Here is a 16,926-nt window from a genome sequence, read left to right as displayed (position 1 = left end):
TAAGAGTAGGCGGCTTTTTTGCGTTCTCTGGTACTGTTTACATAGCCACCTTGACAAAGTGGCTAAATCTATGCGAAAGGAGGACGCATCTATGTCAAATTGCAAAGTGATTGCTCTGACTAACCAGAAAGGCGGTGTCGGAAAAACAACCACAGCGGTCAATCTGGGTGTAAGTCTGGTGCAGCAGGGTAAAAAAGTCCTGCTGATTGATGCCGATGCACAGGCAAATCTCACGATGGCTCTGGGTTATAACAGACCAGACGATATTCCCATAACGCTTTCTACTGTGATGCAGAACATCATAGACGATAAAACGCTTGATGTTTCACAGGGTATTATCCACCATAGCGAGGGCGTCGACCTGCTTCCGTCAAACATTGAGATGTCGGGCTTTGAAGTAAGGCTAATCAATGCAATGAGCCGTGAGCGTGTGCTGAAAACCTATGTCAATGAGGTTAAAAAGAATTACGACTATGTGCTTATTGATTGTATGCCGAGCTTAGGCATGATAACCATCAATGCTCTGGCGGCGGCTGACAGCGTGATTATCCCGACACAGCCCCACTATCTCTCGGCTAAAGGTCTGGAGCTTTTGCTTCGCTCCGTATCAATGGTCAAGCGGCAAATCAACCCAAAGCTGCGGATAGACGGTATCTTAATGACTATGGTAATGCCCCGTACCAACATTTCTAAGGAAATTACGGCAACGGTCAAAAGTGCATACGGTAAGAAAATCAAGGTATTTGATACCGAGATACCTCATTCTATCCGTGCGGTGGAAGCTACCGCAGAAGGCAAAAGTATTTTTGCTTACGACAAAAGCGGCAAGGTTGCCGCAGCCTATGAGCAGTTAGGAAAGGAGGTGGCAGAGATTGGCGAGAAGCAGAGAAACCAAAATCGAGCTGACCGCATACGATGACCTTTTTCAGACGGACGAAAGCCGTGAGGAAGCAAAGCTAAGCAAGATACGGGATATTCCCATATCGGAGATTGACGAGTTTCCAGACCACCCGTTCAAGGTTTTGATGGACGAAGATATGGAACAACTTGTTGAGAGTATCAAGCGAAACGGTGTAATGACCCCTGCGACAGTTCGCTTAAAAGAGGACGGACGGTATGAGCTTATCAGTGGTCACAGGCGAAAAAAGGCTTGTGAACTTGCAGGACTTGAAACGCTGAAATGCGAGGTCAAAGAGCTTACCCGTGATGAAGCCATTATTGTCATGGTGGAAAGTAATCTCCAACGCTCTGTTATTTTGCCGAGTGAGAAAGCGTTTGCGTATAAAATGCGGTTGGAAGCTATGAAACGACAGGCAGGCAGACCCCCAAAAGAAAATGCGTCGCCATTGGCGACTAATTTATCAAAAGGGCGTTCTGATGAGGAATTAGGAGAACTTGTTGGAGAAAGCAAAGACCAGATACGCCGCTATATCCGTCTAACGGAGCTTGTTCCCGAAATCCTGCAAATGGTAGATGAAAGGCAGATTGCTTTTCGTCCTGCGGTTGAAATTTCCTATCTGACCGAGGAACAGCAATACACCCTGCTTGAAGCAATGGAGTACAACGATGCTACCCCGTCATTGGCACAGGCTATCAAAATGAAGAAGTATAACCAAGACGGCAAGCTCACTTCCGAGGTTATCCAGTCCATTATGGAGGAAGAAAAGCCCAACCAGAAGGAAAAACCTGCTTTCCGTGACGAGAGGATAACCAAGCTCATTCCCAAGACTGTTCCCAGAGGGCAGGAAACGGATTTTGTTGTCAAGGCGTTAGAGTTTTATAACCGACACTTGCAGCGGAACAAGGCTCACGAGAGATAGCCACACATCGAGGGCGAGGTCTGCCCATTTGAGTGGATAGCCATTATTTCGGCTTCCCCCTCTCCACACCTCACCCCCTAACTACTGCCAGTAACTATCCGAGAAAAGAAATACTTTAGGCTGTCCATAACGGGCAGCTTTTTTCGGTCAGTAAGGCAAAATATTCAATCCAAATTACAGGAGGTAACTATGAAAATCCCTAAATTATTCAAAAAGGCTGCGGCTTTTGTAATGGCTGCGGTCACGGCATTATCCATAATGCCTGCGACGGCGTTTGCTGCGGGTGACATCGGGACGATTTTCTTTTCCCACACCTATGACAGCAACGGCAATGCGATGAGGTACAATTCCAGTGCGAATATCGGCGGCTATACCGCAGGCGGAACGGGAAATTATAAGTACCGTATGTTTGTGGACGGTGAGAATGCGTTTTGTATTCAGCCGGGAGTACCGCTGAAAACAGGAAACACCTTGAAAAAGGCTTCCTCTGATACTTGGAACGCCCTTTCAGCCAATCAGAAAAAGGCGGTTGGGCTTGCCCTGCTCTATGGGTATCAGGGCAACCGAAATAATCTGTCGGGAAGTGATGATGAAAAATGGCTTGCCACGCAGACCCTCGTATGGGAGTTTGTCACAGGCTGCCGTGAAGCCACAGGCTCATATAACCAGACAAGCACCACCGTTTACAGCCTGCACTTCGGTTCAAATTATGCCAACAGCGGAGCAAGGGCAGTGTATGACCAGATTGTTGCAATGCTGCGTGAGCATAACACCATTCCGAGCTTTATGTCGGGCGGTAAGAATGACATCACAAAGGAGCTTGCCTACAAGGACGGAAAGTACAGCATCACATTGACGGACAGCAACGGCGTCCTTTCCGATTACAGCTTTTCAAGCTCTGACAGCAATGTGAGTGTATCGAAGTCTGGAAATAAGCTGACAATCAGCTCCACCGTAGCTATCAGCGGTTCTGTCCGCATTACGGCAAAGAGGAACAATGTGCCGACTGTCAGCAGCAGTGCAAAGCTCATTGCCTATGGCGACCCGAACTTGCAGGATTTGGTAACAGGTGTGGAGAATGCTGATACCGTGTCTGCATATATCAATATCGAAACGCCGACAGGCACGATTGCCCTCAAAAAGACTTCTGAGGACGGAGTTGTGGAGGGCATCTCTTTTACAATCAAAGGTGATAACTTCAATAAAACAGTTAAGACAGGAAAGGACGGCTCTGTCTCCGTGGAGGGATTATTCCCTGGCACTTATACGGTCACAGAACAGTCTATTGACCGTTATGAGCCGCAGAAAACCCAGACCGTCACACTTATCGGAGGAAAAACCTCTACTGTGACCTTCAGCAATACTTTGAAGCGTGGCAGTCTGGAAATCGTCAAGACTTCCGAGGACAATCTGGTGGAGGGAATGAAATTCCACCTTTATGGCACATCTTTAAGCGGCTTGCCTGTTGACGAGTATGCCGTGACTGATAAAAACGGACTGGCTAAGTTTGAAAATGTCCTTATCAGTGGCGATACCCCGTATGTGGTTGAGGAAGTGGATACCGCAGTCCGCTATGTCGTTCCTGCTTCCCAGACAGCTCCGATTGAATGGAACAAGGTCACAAAACGCAGCTTCGACAATGTGTTGAAGAAATTCCAAGTGACTGTGACAAAGACCGATGCAGAAACAGGTTCTCCGCAGGGCGACGCTTCCCTTGCAGGTGCGGTTTACGGCATCTATAAAGGTGAGGAACTGATTGACACCTACACGACTGATGAAAACGGTCAGTTTACGACCAAGTATTATATCTGTGATAATGATTGGACTGTCCGTGAAATCAGCCCGTCCGAGGGGTATCTTCTGGATACCGCAATCCACAAGGTAGGTGCAGAACCAGAGCTATACACGGTAGAGCTGAACAGTACCGCAAACGATGTGAATGAACAGGTCATCAAAGGCAATATCGCACTCATCAAGCATACGGATAACGGGGAAACCCAGATTGAAACACCCGAAGAAGGTGCGGTATTTGAAGTGTTCCTCAAATCCGCAGGCAGCTATGAAAATGCAAAGGAAACCGAGCGTGATGTGCTGACCTGTGACGAGAACGGTTTTGCCCAGACAAAGGATATGCCGTATGGCATTTATACCGTCCGCCAGACCTTTGGTTGGGAGGGGCGTGAACTGATGAAAGACTTTGATGTGTTTATCAGCAAGGACGGTCAGACCTACCGCTACCTTATCAACAACGCTAACTTTGAGAGCTATATCAAAATCGTAAAGAAAGATGCAGAAACAGGCAATACAATCCCGTATGCAGGTGCAGGCTTCCAGATTTACGACCCGAATGGAAATCTTGTGACTATGACTTTCACTTATCCCGAAGTGACGACCATTGACACCTTCTATACTACGGCAGACGGCGACCTAATCACACCGCAGACATTGGAATACGGCAAAGGCTATTCCCTTGTGGAAGTACAAGCCCCCTATGGGTATGTCTTAAATTCCGAGCCTGTTTATTTTGATGTGGTGCAGGAAAATTCCGAGGAAGAAAGCGGCATTACCGTTATTGAGGTAGTACGCTCCAATATGGCACAGAAAGGTACAATTACAGTAGAAAAGTCTGGCGAGGTATTCAGCTCCGTGGCAGGCGATAAGGGATTGTATCAGCCGATTTTCTCTGTCAGCGGTCTTGAGGGTGCAGTCTATGAGATTACCGCAGCCGAGGATATTGTCACTCTGGACGGGACGGTCAGAGCAAACAAGGGCGAGGTTGTGGATACCGTTACGACAGGAAAAGACGGTACAGTAAAATCCAAAGAACTGTATCTCGGAAAATATGAGGTTAAGGAAATCACAGCTCCGTATGGAATGGTGCTGAACGAGAAAGTCCATTCTGTTGAGCTTGTGTATGCAGGACAGAATGTTGATGTAACGGAAACGGCTACTTCTTTCTATAATGAAAGACAGCGTGTTGAAATCGACCTCATCAAGAGCCTTGCCATTGATGAAGCCTACGGCATTGGCAAGAACGGGGAAATCTTTGATGTGACCTTTGGCTTGTATGCGGCGGAGGAACTCACAGCCGCAGATGGAAAGACCATTCCTGCGGACGGTCTGATTGAGGTCATTTCCCTTGATGAAAGCGGTCACGGGAAAGCAATCAGCGACCTGCCGATGGGCAGCTATTATGTGCAGGAAATCTCGACCAACTCCGCATATATTGTCAGCGATGCAAAATACCCTGTTACTTTTGAATACGCAGGACAGGATACCGAAACTGTCCGCATTACAGCCAACGAGGGCGAAGCTATCACAAATGACATTATTTACGGCTCTGTAAGCGGTAAGAAATCTGATGAGGACGGAAAAACTCTGGGCGGTGCAGTTATCGGTATCTTCAAGACAGGAACTACCGAGTTTACAAAGGAAAATGCGATTGCCGCTACCACATCAAAAGATGATGGTAGTTTTTCTTTTGCCAAAGTGCCGTATGGAACTTGGATAATCCGTGAAATCGAAAGCCCGAAGGGATATGTACTCTCCGAGGAAGAAATCGCCGTGACTATTGGCAAGGTGGACGAAGTTGTGGAAATCGAACTTGTCAACTACTTCATTAAGGGCAATATCGCTTTGACAAAGGTTGATGAGGATTATCCCGACAACAAGCTGTCTGGTGCGGTATTTGAGGTTTACTCCGATACCAATGGCGATGGGAAACTGGATAAAGACGATACGCTGCTTGGCGAAATGAAGGAACTTGACGGCGGCGTTTACCAGATGAGTGAACTCCGCTACGGCAAATATCTGGTAAAGGAAACCAAAGCTCCGACAGGCTTTGTGCTTGATGAAGATGTTTATGCCGTATCCATCGAGGAGAACGGAAAGACCTACACAGTGGAAAACAAGGCGGGTGTTGGCTTTATCAATGCAGCACAGAAAGGCTCTCTTAAAATCGTAAAGACTTCCTCTGACGGCAAGGTGGAGGGCTTCTCTTTCCGTGTGACAGGCGTGGACTATGACCAGACCTTTAAGACAGATAAGAACGGGGAAATCGTGATTGAGGGCTTGCGGATTGGCGACTATACCGTATCCGAAGTAAGCGACAAGGCTTCCGCAGGATATATCCTTCCTGCCGATAAACAGGCAACGGTAAAGGTGAACGCTACGGCTATCGTGCAGATGCACAATGAGTTCAGGGATACCCCGAAAACAGGCGATGACTTCAATCTGGGCTTATGGGTAAGCCTTGCGGCGTTGTCTGTTGTCGGTGCGGGCGTTCTCGGATTTGTCGGTTATAAGAACAGAAAGAAGAAAAAGGAGGACTAATTGATGGACGCTAAAACCATTATCGCAATCGTGCTTGTCGTGTTCATTGTGGGTGCGGCGGTATGGCTGAATATCCGTAACAGAAAGAATAAGTAAGTTGTTTGGGCGGCTGAAAGATGCCGCCCTTTCCTTTATGGAGGTAAAGATGAGAAACCTAAAAACCATTGAAAAGAAAGTCAGGGCTGTTCTGGAAAAGAATGAAGATGCCAGAAATGACGATATGGTACTGTATCTTGCACTTTGTAATGCCTGTTTGAAGGATGCAGGAGCAATGCCGCTTGCGGAGATAATGACGCAGCACAAATATCTCGGTCTGCCGAGCTTTGAGAGCGTCAGCAGGACACGCCGCAAGCTGCAGGCACGGTATCCAGAGCTTGTAGGGAGCCGCCCTGTTCAAAAAATGAGAGCCACGGGCGAGAAAGCCTATCGGCGTTATGCCAAAGAATAGAGAGGTGCTTATGGACGAAGAAAAACGCTCCAATCAGAACTATGAAATCATTGAGAGCTGTACTATCGGGAGTACAGAGCTTGTCATCGGTCACAATCCCAACTCACCCAACCCTTATGTGTGTTGGTACTGCAAGGGAGGCTCAAATTATTTCTGGGGTTATTACACGAATGAGCTTGATGATGCACGGCAAAAGCTGAATGAACGATACCAGTCAGAGTGCCGTATGCCCTATAATCAGCCTGCCCAGAAGCAGAAAAACGGTGATGACCGTGAGCGATAAAATAAAATATGACTGCACGACCTGTCCTTATCCCCGATATAAGGATGGGTCAGTTATTTTCTGCGATGTCTGTATTCGCAAGATTTTAGACGAGCAGAAAGAGAAAAAGGAAAGAAAGGAGCAGCCGAATGAGTAATGAAATAAAGACAAGACCTTTAACCCCGACAGAACAGAAATACACCTATGCCCAAAGTATGCAGCTTGAGGGGCAGACAGGCACTATCGGGCATCTGCGTGGTGACTTTGCCACGACGGGCTATGGCTTTTACACCACTTGGTTTGATACCAGACCACAATGGAAATCTGACGAATTTAAGGCAGACCTTGATACGGTCATCAATGCTTTACGGGAGGATAAAGGGCTTTTGCATAACCGCTATGATATGAGTGCGTTTGCAAGGCATTTTCCCGAAAGTGCTATCAAGGGTAACTATTGTACGGAGTACGGTTTCCGTGTGGATACGGAGAAACACGCTTTTCTGCTTCGGTGCAATCCCACCAAAGGCGACTATAATTTTTACTGCTATTGCTATGTGAAGGAATGGCTTAATAAGCATATCCAGAAAGCAGAACAAGGTATCCGATTTATTGACCCTCAATATAAAGAACTGTTCCGTATCCCCGACGGCGGAAAGGTCATTGTCACGACTTCTTGGGAAGAGAAACGGGAGTATCCCTGCCGCTTCATTGATGAATACCATACCGAAGTCGGCAGCAATCTGTACCACATCTGCGAGTTTGCCGAGCGTATGCAGAAAAACGGGGCGACCTATGAGCCGAAACCTGCGGAACAAACGCCGCAGAAAACACCGAAGCACAAGGATTTAGAACGATAAGGAGGATTTAGAATATGGCTGTTAATCAGAAAGCCGTCAAGGTCTTGAATAAGGTCTTGGAAGCAGGCTTTACCGATGAAAAAGCGATTGCCGCTATGACTATGGACGATATTCTTTCTATGCAGGGCATCACGGTTGGGGATATTACTCTCATCAATGACCTGCAAAAGAGCATTAAATCGAACAAGGTCATTTCTTTTCTTGGCGGTGGTGCTGAGTGAGTAAACAGAAATATTTGAAACAGAAACGATAAGGAGGTGTAGGTTGAATGGCTGCGAAGTATCAGCTAATCACAGAGCTGTATCGGCGTACAGGCATTGCGGTTGCAAAAAATCCGCAGGCGTGGCAGGGCTTTCTGTCCTCTGCCTGCCGCAACTATAAATGCCGTTTTGACGAACAGCTTTTAATATACGCCCAACGCCCCGATGCTGTCGCTGTTGCGAAGCTCGAAACTTGGAACAGGCAGTTCAAGCGTTGGGTCAATAAGGACAGCAAGGGTATTGCCGTATTTGACCCGAAAGGTCGCAGGAATACGCTGAAATACTATTTTGATGTGTCCGACACCCACGAGGGCTATTATGGCAGCCGCCCTGTTCCGATATGGCAGATGGATGAGCGATACGAGCAGGCTGTTATGGAAAGGCTCTCGGACAGGTTTGGAGATGTGGAAAGCACTGACCTTGCTTCTGACTTAATGGAAACGGCAAAGAACGCCGTGGAGGACAATCTGCAAGACTATTTTTCTCAGTTAAAGGACTGCACGAAAGACAGCTTTTTGGAAGAACTGGACGACTTTAATATAGAAGTCATTTACAGGCGGCTGGCAACAAACAGCGTTGCTTTTATGCTGATCAGCCGCTGCGGTCTGGATACGAATGAGTTTTTTGACCGAGAGGATTTTGCGGATATTGTAAATTTCAATACCCCTGCAACGATAAACGCCATCGGCGTTGCCACGAGCGATATTGCGGAAATGGCGTTACGGGAAATCTCACAGTCTATCCGAAATGTGCAAATAGCGGAAAAAGACCAGAATCGCACCTTTGCACAAAAAACGCAGGCTCAGTATGATAAAGGCAGACAACAACCCGAAAGGAGCGAATACAATGAGCGAAATCACTTACAGCAGACAGGGGGATTATCTTATTCCCGACCTAACATTACCGACAGAGCCAGAGCTTCCGCTTGGCAGGTACGCTTTGATGCACAGGGATTATCTGGAGAAGCACAAGCGAGTGACCTATCTCAATCTGCTGACATCGGGCAGGCTGAACGGGCATCTGCACGAGGTAGAGCAGACAGCACTCCAGAGGTTGGAGCTTCTGACGAAGCAGCTCTCAGCCGAGCAGGGCGTGACAGAGGAACTGAAAGAGAAAGCACCGATGCAGTGGGTCGGACTGATGAACAACATCCGCAGCCAAGCGGAGGAAGTGATACTGACCGAACTGATTTACAAGTAAGCGTTGCCAAAGAGGATGAGGTTAGGGTCAATCTTCCAACCGTAGATGAACAAATCGAAATGATAGCAAAAGCAGAGGACGAAAAAGCCTCTGCTTTTGCTATTTCCAAAGAAGATATTGACTCCGTACTTCAGAAAGGCAGCGGTGTTGCGGACGGAAAATACCGCATCTACCGCCAATTCCAAAAGGGCGTGGACAGACAGAAAAATATTGAGTTCCTTAAAAATGAGTATGGAACGGGCGGCGGTACGCACATCTTCCCCGATGGTTTCAGCGGTCATTCTTGGTATGACAGCAAAGGTCTTGCCATTGACCGAAACGGCACTTATACCAATCACGACCTTGTGTTAAAATGGTCACAGGTTGAAAAGCGTCTGCGTGAGCTGATTAAGGATAACCGCTATCTCAATCCGAAAGAAAAAGACCATTATGCCGATTATCTGGAGAGCGTGTCAGCCCCTCAATATGAGATTGACACCCAGAGGAAAATAGCAAGGCAGCGTTTTATCGACGCCCATCGTGACCTGCCGCCTGCCGACAAACGGGATACCCTTGCTTTGCGGCTATCTGACTTTATCCGTGACTTGGACAGGTACGAAAAAGACCTGTTATCTGTTGTGGAACGAAGCGACCTTGCAGATGTTACCGCCGAGCAAATGGAACAGCACTTATCCGACCCCTCAACCGTTCAACAGCTCATAGACTTTCTTGCACAGGTACAATGGAAAACGACCTCGGTTTTCAGCCGCAGTAATGGGTGGAAGTTTACCGAGGAATTAAGGGAGCTGCACCCACTTTGCTACCTCTACAATGAGGGCGATGTGGTGTATATCGGTGCGGATAAATATGAGATTGCAACACTTACCGAGGAAAAGGTCTATCTGCAAAATGCCGAGTTCCCTATCTTGGGGCAGGAATACAGCCGAGCCGACTTTGAAGAAAAGCTAACGGAAAATCCTGCAAATGACCATCTGAAAGTGGTCGTAACCGAGAAACAGAGGACAGAAGCACCGTCCGAGAAAAAGCAGGACGGAATACAGTTTTCTATCGGTTTTTCCGAACACCCTGCCTTTTATGACAGACAGCTTAATGACCGCTATACGGATTTGAGCTTTGCTCTGGGGAATAAGCTGCTTGGTATTTTGGACGAGAAACAGCACCGTGAGCGTGAGGGCGATAAAAATATCGGGTGGTATCACAAGACAGATTTTGTTATCAAGGCTGTTATCGGCGGCGAGGAATTTAACTATGAAGGGCGGTTTGATATTGGCGATGGTGAGGGCGATTTAATTGCCCATATTAAGAATTTTTACGATTATGCCTTATCGCCAAAGGGCGAACAGCTATATGGAGATGACCGAGAAAGCCTGCTCCGTGGCAGAGATGAGTTTATCCCATTCTTGGAACAGCACACCGAGCTGAAACCAGAGGACGAAAAACTGCTTGATGAGATTATGGCTACCGAAAGTGATTGGTACAGGACAGCCGAGGAAGCCGAAGAAAAACCACAGGCGAATGCCGATAAAGTGAATGGCTCAGAAGCTCCTGTCATTGAAATGGAGCAATCCACAGATGACCTCATAGGCAGGGAAATCATCATAGATAACCGTAAATATCTCATTGAGAGCATCGGGAAAATCAGCGGTGATGTGTCCCTGCGTGACATCACATTCCAGAACAATGTGGGCTTTCCGATAAACCGAGTGGAGAAAATCGGCTATATCCAAAAGCTATTGGAACAGGAAAAAACCGAATTACCACCCGAAGAAAAAACGGAAACTCTTGCCACAGACCGTCATAATTTCCGTATTACCGATGATGCCATCGGTATCGGCGGAGCAAAAGAAAAATTCCGTAACAATATGGCGGCAATCAACCTGCTGCACGAGCTTGAAATTGAAAACCGCCTTGCCACACCCGAAGAACAGGAAGTCCTGTCTCGGTATGTCGGTTGGGGCGGTCTTTCTATGGCATTTGATGAACACAATGCGGCGTGGGCGGAGGAGTTTAAGGAGCTATATGCCAGCCTTTCCCCAGAGGAATACCGTGCCGCTATGGAGTCAACGCTGACCGCTTTTTATACGCCGCCTGTTGTTATCAAGGCGATGTATGACGTACTTGACCGCCTGGGCTTTTCACAGGGCAATATCTTGGAGCCGTCCTGCGGCACAGGCAATTTCTTTGGTCTGCTTCCCGAAAGTATGCAAAACAGCAAGCTCCACGGCGTGGAAATCGACTCTCTCACAGGCAGGATTGCAAAGCAGCTCTACCAAAAAGCGAACATTGCCATTGAGGGCTTTGAGAAAACAAATCTCCCAGACGACCATTTTGATGTAGTCCTCGGTAATGTGCCTTTTGGGGAGATAAGGGTCAATGACAGCCGATACAACGCCCAGAAATTTCTCATACACGACTACTTTTTCGCAAAGGCTCTGGATAAAGTCCGTGCCGGCGGCGTTGTGATGTTCATTACCTCAAAGGGTACGATGGATAAAGCAAGTCCAGAGGTACGCAAGTATATTGCCCAGAGAGCCGAGCTTTTAGGTGCTATCCGTCTGCCAGACAACACCTTTAAGGCAAACGCAGGCACGGAGGTCACGAGCGATATTCTTATCCTGCAAAAGCGTGACCGAGTGATGGATATAGAGCCAGACTGGGTACACCTTGATACGGACGAAAACGGTGTTACGATGAACAGATATTTTGTCGAACACCCCGAAATGGTGTTGGGCGAGATAAAGATGGAAAACACACGCTTTGGTACTTTCGAGCCTGTCTGTAAAGCCCGTAAGGATATACCACTTTCCGAGCTTCTGTCCAATGCAGTTCAGAGGATAAACGGCGAAATCCCAGAGCTTGATAATAGGGTTGATGAAATCTCCGATGAGCAGGAGCTTTCCGTTCCTGCTGACCCGAATGTGCGTAACTTCTCTTTTACTCTGGTGGACGGCAGGGTTTACTTCCGAGAGAATGACCGTATGCAACCTGCTTCTGTGTCGATGACCGCAGAAAACCGTATTAAGGGACTTATCCAAATTCGTGACTGTGTGCGTAAGCTCATAGAGTATCAGACCGATGATTACCCAGAGGAAATGATACGCACCGAGCAGGAAAACCTCAACCGTCTGTATGATGTTTATACCGCAAAATACGGTCTAATCAACAGCCGAGGAAACTATCTTGCTTTTGCTTCAGATGAGAGCTACTTCCTTCTATGTTCTCTGGAGGTGCTTGATGATGAGGGCAACTTCAAACGGAAGGCAGATATGTTCACAAAGCGGACTATCAAACCCCACCGAGAAGTAACTTCGGTTGAAACTGCAAGCGAAGCCCTCGCCCTCTCTATCGGGGAGAAAGCCCGTGTTGATTTGCCTTATATGGAGCAGCTCACAGGCAAAACGCAGGCTGAGCTTGTGCAGGATTTACAAGGTGTTATCTTCAAAGTACCGAACTGTGAGCATGTTTCCTATGTAGCCGCAGACGAGTATCTGTCAGGAAATGTCCGAAACAAGCTGACGGTTGCGGATCTTGCTGCGAAGAATGACCCAGAGCTTGCAGTTAATGTGGAAGCCTTGGAAAAGGTCATTCCCAAAGACCTCTCGGCGGCGGAAATCTCTGTCCGTCTGGGTGCAACTTGGATACCGCAGGAAGATATACAGCGGTTTGTGATGGAGCTTTTAACTCCGTCAAGTTATGCCGCAGGCAGATTAAAGGTACGATACACCCCGATAAACGGAGACTGGTTCATAGAGAATAAAAGCTCCGATATGGGGAATGTAAAGGCGGACAGCACCTATGGTACGAAAAGAGCTTCCGCCTATCGTATTATTGAGGACACCTTAAACCTGCGTGACACCCGTATCTTTGATTATGTGTATGACGAACACGGCAATAAAAAAGCGGTGTTCAATGCAAAGGAAACCACGGCGGCACAGGCGAAGCAGGAAGTCATCAAGCAGGCGTTTCAGGATTGGATATGGAAAGACCCAGAACGGCGAAACCGCCTTGTCCGTTATTACAACGACACTTTTAACTCTGTGCGACCCCGTGAATATGACGGAAGCCATATCACTTTCGGAGGTATCAGTCCAGAAATCACACTAAGACCACATCAAGTCAACGCCATCGCCCATATCCTTTATGGCGGCAATACGCTTCTTGCCCATAAGGTGGGAGCAGGAAAAACCTTTGAAATGGTAGCCGCCGCACAGGAAAACAAACGGCTCGGCTTATGCCAGAAATCCATGTTTGTTGTGCCAAATCATCTTGTCGGTCAGTGGGCTTCCGAGTATCTGCGGCTCTATCCGAGTGCAAATATACTTGTGACAACAAAGCGGGATTTTGAAACGGGAAACCGCAAGAAGTTCTGCGGCAGGATTGCCACAGGCGACTATGACGCAGTCATTATCGGGCATTCGCAGTTTGAAAAAATCCCGATGAGCATAGGACGCCAGAGGGAGCAGTTGGAAAAGCAGCTTGATGATATTGAGCATGGCATTGACGATGTGCAGGCTTCCAAAGGCGAGCAGTTCACGGTCAAACAGCTAATGAAAACCCGAAAGGCAATCAAGACGAAGCTCGAAAAACTCAACGACACCAAGCGTAAGGATACGGTTATCGACTTTGAACAGCTCGGCGTTGACAGGCTTTTCATTGATGAGAGCCATTTTTATAAGAATTTGTACCTCTACACCAAGATGCGGAATGTAGGCGGTATCGCCCAGACCGAAGCCCAGAAATCAAGCGACCTCTTTATGAAATGCCGCTATCTGGACGAAATCACGGGCAACCGTGGCACGGTTTTCGCAACGGGTACGCCTGTTAGCAATTCAATGGTTGAGCTGTACTCCGTTCAGAGGTACTTGCAGTATGACACTCTTGCACAGAACGGTTTGCAGCATTTTGACAGTTGGGCTTCTACCTTTGGAGAAACGGTTACAGCTCTGGAATTAGCACCCGAAGGCACGAATTACCGAGCCAAGACAAGGTTTGCCAAGTTCTATAACCTGCCAGAGCTGATGCAGATGTTCCGTGAGGTGGCGGATATACAGACCGCCGATATGCTAAAGCTCCCTGTGCCAACGGTCAATTACCACAATATTAAGACTAAGCCGAGTGAGATACAGACCGAAATGGTAGCTTCCCTTGCGAAGCGGGCTGAGAAAGTCAGGGCAAGGCTTGTCGAGCCGAACATTGACAATATGCTCAAGATAACCAATGATGGAAGAAAACTGGCTCTTGACCAGAGAATGATTGACCCGATGCTGCCAGATGACCCAGAAAGTAAAGTCAATGCCTGCGTGGATAATGTGTACCGTATCTGGGAGGAACACGCCGATACCAAAGCGACACAGCTTGTGTTCTGCGACCTGTCCACCCCGAAAAATGACGGTACTTTCAATGTCTATGACGATATGAGGGAGAAGCTGATAGCCCGTGGTATCCCTGCGGAGCAGATACGCTTTATCCACGAAGCGACCACCGATGCACAGAAAAAAGAGTTGTTCGGCAAGGTAAGAAGCGGCGAAGTCCGTGTGCTGTTCGGCTCTACTCCTAAGATGGGAGCAGGTACGAATGTGCAGGACAGGCTCATAGCAATCCATAACCTTGATTGTCCGTGGCGTCCTTCCGACCTTGAACAAAGGCAGGGGCGTATTGAACGGCAGGGCAATATGTTTCCAGAGGTGGAGGTTTACCGATATGTGACCGAGCAGACTTTTGATGCTTATCTCTATCAGTTGGTGGAGAGCAAGCAGAAATTTATCAGCCAGATAATGACGAGCAAAAGCCCTGTACGCTCTGCCGAAGATGTGGACGAGGTTGCCCTGTCCTTTGCGGAGGTTAAAATGCTTGCCACAGGTGATGCCCGTTTTAAGGAAAAGATGGATTTGGATATACAGGTTTCCAAGCTCCGAGTGTTAAAGCAGAGTTATCTTTCCGAGCATTACGACCTTGAGGACAGAGTGCTGAAATACTATCCCCAGACCATTAAAGAGTATGAGGAACGCATTGCAGGCTATGAAAACGATGCGGCTCTTGTCGAGCAGCACAAGCCGCAGGGCGAGGATAAGTTCTGCCCGATGACCCTAAAAGGTATGACCTACACCGAAAAGGCAGACGCAGGCGAGATGCTCCTTGCAATCTGCAAGGATTATCCGATGTCCGCAGCTACCGAAATCGGCAGCTATCGAGGTTTCCGAATAGAGATTTATTATGATACCGTCAACGCCCATTATTGTATGAACCTTTGTGGAAAGGCAAAGCATAAGGTAGATTTAGGTGCTGATGCCCTCGGAAATCTGACCCGAATTGAAAACGAGCTGTCAAAGCTCCCCGCCAGACTGGAAGCTGCCAAGACCAAAAAGGCGGAAACTATCGCACAGCTTGAAACCGCAAAGGAGGAAATCAAGAAGCCCTTTGCCTTTGAAGATGAGCTGAAAGAAAAAACAGAACGGCTGAACGCTCTTAACATTGAGCTGAATCTGAATGAAAAAGATACTTCCGTTATGGATACCGAGCCAGAGCAGGCAGAAGAACAGCCCGAAAGAAAATGTGCAAGTCGGGAGAGATAATGCGGTTTGCATATTTGTATTGCTGATTTCTGGGAAGTATAATAGGTGTAGATTTATAGAATATCGGAGGTGAAAGGTGTGCTTGATAATTTCAGATTTGAAACCTTTGTTGATGTGCATAGCAACATCTTTGCTGAATATCTAAGCTCCGTTATCGCAAAGCTGCCCAAAGAAAATCCAGAATACCGTTCCACAGAGGAAAGGATAGAGGAACTCTACAAGGAGTATCCCAAAGTGATGGCAGTTTTGGATACGGAAAAGCCGAGTGATTTATCCGAGCAGGAGTGTAAGGCTTTGATAGAAGTTTTGGAGCTTCGGAACAGGCTCAGCGATATGCAGCAGGAAGCAATCTATTTCAGAGGGTGCTATGACAGCGTTGGGTATCTCAAAAAGGCAGGAATTTTATAACCGAGAACGGCGGCATTGGCGTGGAGCTGATGCCGCTTTTACATAGCCGCAGAGGTGGAAAAATTCATAAAAATGTGGTATGATTTTTAAATCAGTAAGGAGGTGACAGTTTGTGAGTGTTATCTTTGGAATAAAAGAAAATAACCGTATAATTATTGCAGGCGATAAGCGAGGGTCAAGTATTGACGGGAAAACTTTGTCAGATGATTTAGACAAAGTCCTTATGATAAATGACCATTTAGCTTTTTCAAGTGCAGGTAACGCAGCTATTGAAAAGGCTATTTCAATAGATTTGAACAAGGCGACAAATAAAGATTGCCTAACTACCGATGATTTACTTGATATTATAAAAGCATTTTATAAGCGAGTAGCCGATACAAATTGTGATGCTATATTAGCCTTGCCGTTCTATTTTCTCATAGCAGGTAAAGGGCGTGACGGTAATGCAAGCCTAATATCGGGAGGTAATATCAAGGGTCGTTTAGATGCAAAAGATGTTCCAATGGCTCTTTTTCCACCTGCCGATGCAAAAATGCAGGAGTGCTGCGATTGCTTTGCAAAAAATTATAAGTTGCATAATTCAGAGTTTGTAGAAAAAACAATTAAGGAAATTGCGAATATTAGTAATTTGGTAAGCCCTACGGGTAACAAATGGATTTATAATATCGCAACAGAAAAAGGGATGCTTTTTTCATTCTAAAAGAACTATATTTTACATAGCCGAGAGGTTTTCATTTAACGAAATCCCCTCGGCTTTTTCTATTTCT

The 16,926-nt window shown here is 47.1% G+C and carries 10 protein-coding genes; all 10 read left to right on the top strand.

Going from position 1 to position 16,926, the window contains the following annotated elements; translation table 11 throughout:
- Positions 1 to 91 precede the first annotated feature (91 nt).
- The 10 genes from NQ550_RS11610 (at position 92) to NQ550_RS11560 (ending at position 16,859) form a co-directional block, all read left to right on the top strand.
- Entirely contained in the window at positions 92 to 919 is an 828-nt protein-coding gene (locus tag NQ550_RS11610; protein WP_025577641.1) for a ParA family protein, read from the top strand.
- Positions 873 to 1,820: a ParB/RepB/Spo0J family partition protein gene (locus NQ550_RS11605; RefSeq protein WP_025577642.1), complete on the top strand. Its 948-nt coding sequence runs from the start codon at positions 873 to 875 to the stop codon at positions 1,818 to 1,820. The genes NQ550_RS11610 and NQ550_RS11605 overlap by 47 nt, the downstream gene beginning before the upstream one ends.
- 189 nt (positions 1,821 to 2,009) lie before the next feature.
- Positions 2,010 to 6,152 carry a SpaA isopeptide-forming pilin-related protein gene (locus tag NQ550_RS11600; protein WP_025577644.1) on the top strand — a complete coding sequence of 1,381 codons (4,143 nt, stop codon included), beginning with the start codon at positions 2,010 to 2,012 and terminating at the stop codon, positions 6,150 to 6,152.
- A 145-nt stretch (positions 6,153 to 6,297) separates the two neighbouring features.
- Positions 6,298 to 6,600 (top strand): hypothetical protein, encoded by a 303-nt coding sequence (locus tag NQ550_RS11595; RefSeq protein ID WP_025577646.1) that lies wholly within the window; start codon positions 6,298 to 6,300, stop codon positions 6,598 to 6,600.
- Entirely contained in the window at positions 6,587 to 6,883 is a 297-nt protein-coding gene (locus NQ550_RS11590; protein WP_330575006.1) for a hypothetical protein, read from the top strand. The genes NQ550_RS11595 and NQ550_RS11590 overlap by 14 nt, the downstream gene beginning before the upstream one ends.
- A gap of 128 nt (positions 6,884 to 7,011) precedes the next feature.
- A complete protein-coding gene (locus NQ550_RS11585) occupies positions 7,012 to 7,719 on the top strand; it encodes a hypothetical protein (RefSeq protein ID WP_044996211.1) in 708 nt (235 codons plus the stop codon).
- A gap of 14 nt (positions 7,720 to 7,733) precedes the next feature.
- Positions 7,734 to 7,940 (top strand): hypothetical protein, encoded by a 207-nt coding sequence (locus NQ550_RS11580; RefSeq protein ID WP_025577652.1) that lies wholly within the window; start codon positions 7,734 to 7,736, stop codon positions 7,938 to 7,940.
- Positions 7,941 to 7,987: 47 nt separating this feature from the next.
- Positions 7,988 to 15,751, top strand: coding sequence for an LPD25 domain-containing protein (locus tag NQ550_RS11570; protein ID WP_025577654.1), 7,764 nt, complete (start codon positions 7,988 to 7,990; stop codon positions 15,749 to 15,751).
- Positions 15,752 to 15,829: 78 nt separating this feature from the next.
- Positions 15,830 to 16,159 (top strand): DUF6664 family protein, encoded by a 330-nt coding sequence (locus NQ550_RS11565; RefSeq protein ID WP_025577656.1) that lies wholly within the window; start codon positions 15,830 to 15,832, stop codon positions 16,157 to 16,159.
- 112 nt (positions 16,160 to 16,271) lie between these two features.
- Complete coding sequence (locus tag NQ550_RS11560) at positions 16,272 to 16,859, top strand: Ntn hydrolase family protein (protein WP_015560128.1); 588 nt, start codon at positions 16,272 to 16,274, stop codon at positions 16,857 to 16,859.
- Positions 16,860 to 16,926: the final 67 nt, after the last annotated feature.

The sequence above is a fragment of the Blautia wexlerae DSM 19850 genome (assembly GCF_025148125.1).
GTDB lineage: Bacteria > Bacillota > Clostridia > Lachnospirales > Lachnospiraceae > Blautia_A > Blautia_A wexlerae.
The sequence above is the reverse complement of the archived record's forward strand: the minus strand, read 5'-3'. Positions and strand labels throughout refer to the sequence as shown.

What these genes read in the sequence shown, in the direction of transcription:
- NQ550_RS11585 (WP_044996211.1), top strand. Translation starts at nt 7,012, where the DNA reads ATGAGTAATGAAATAAAGACAAGACCTTTAACCCCGACAGAACAGAAA.
- NQ550_RS11580 (WP_025577652.1), top strand. Translation starts at nt 7,734, where the DNA reads ATGGCTGTTAATCAGAAAGCCGTCAAGGTCTTGAATAAGGTCTTGGAA.
- NQ550_RS11595 (WP_025577646.1), top strand. Translation starts at nt 6,298, where the DNA reads ATGAGAAACCTAAAAACCATTGAAAAGAAAGTCAGGGCTGTTCTGGAA.
- NQ550_RS11590 (WP_330575006.1), top strand. Translation starts at nt 6,587, where the DNA reads ATGCCAAAGAATAGAGAGGTGCTTATGGACGAAGAAAAACGCTCCAAT.
- NQ550_RS11570 (WP_025577654.1), top strand. Translation starts at nt 7,988, where the DNA reads ATGGCTGCGAAGTATCAGCTAATCACAGAGCTGTATCGGCGTACAGGC.
- NQ550_RS11600 (WP_025577644.1), top strand. Translation starts at nt 2,010, where the DNA reads ATGAAAATCCCTAAATTATTCAAAAAGGCTGCGGCTTTTGTAATGGCT.
- NQ550_RS11610 (WP_025577641.1), top strand. Translation starts at nt 92, where the DNA reads ATGTCAAATTGCAAAGTGATTGCTCTGACTAACCAGAAAGGCGGTGTC.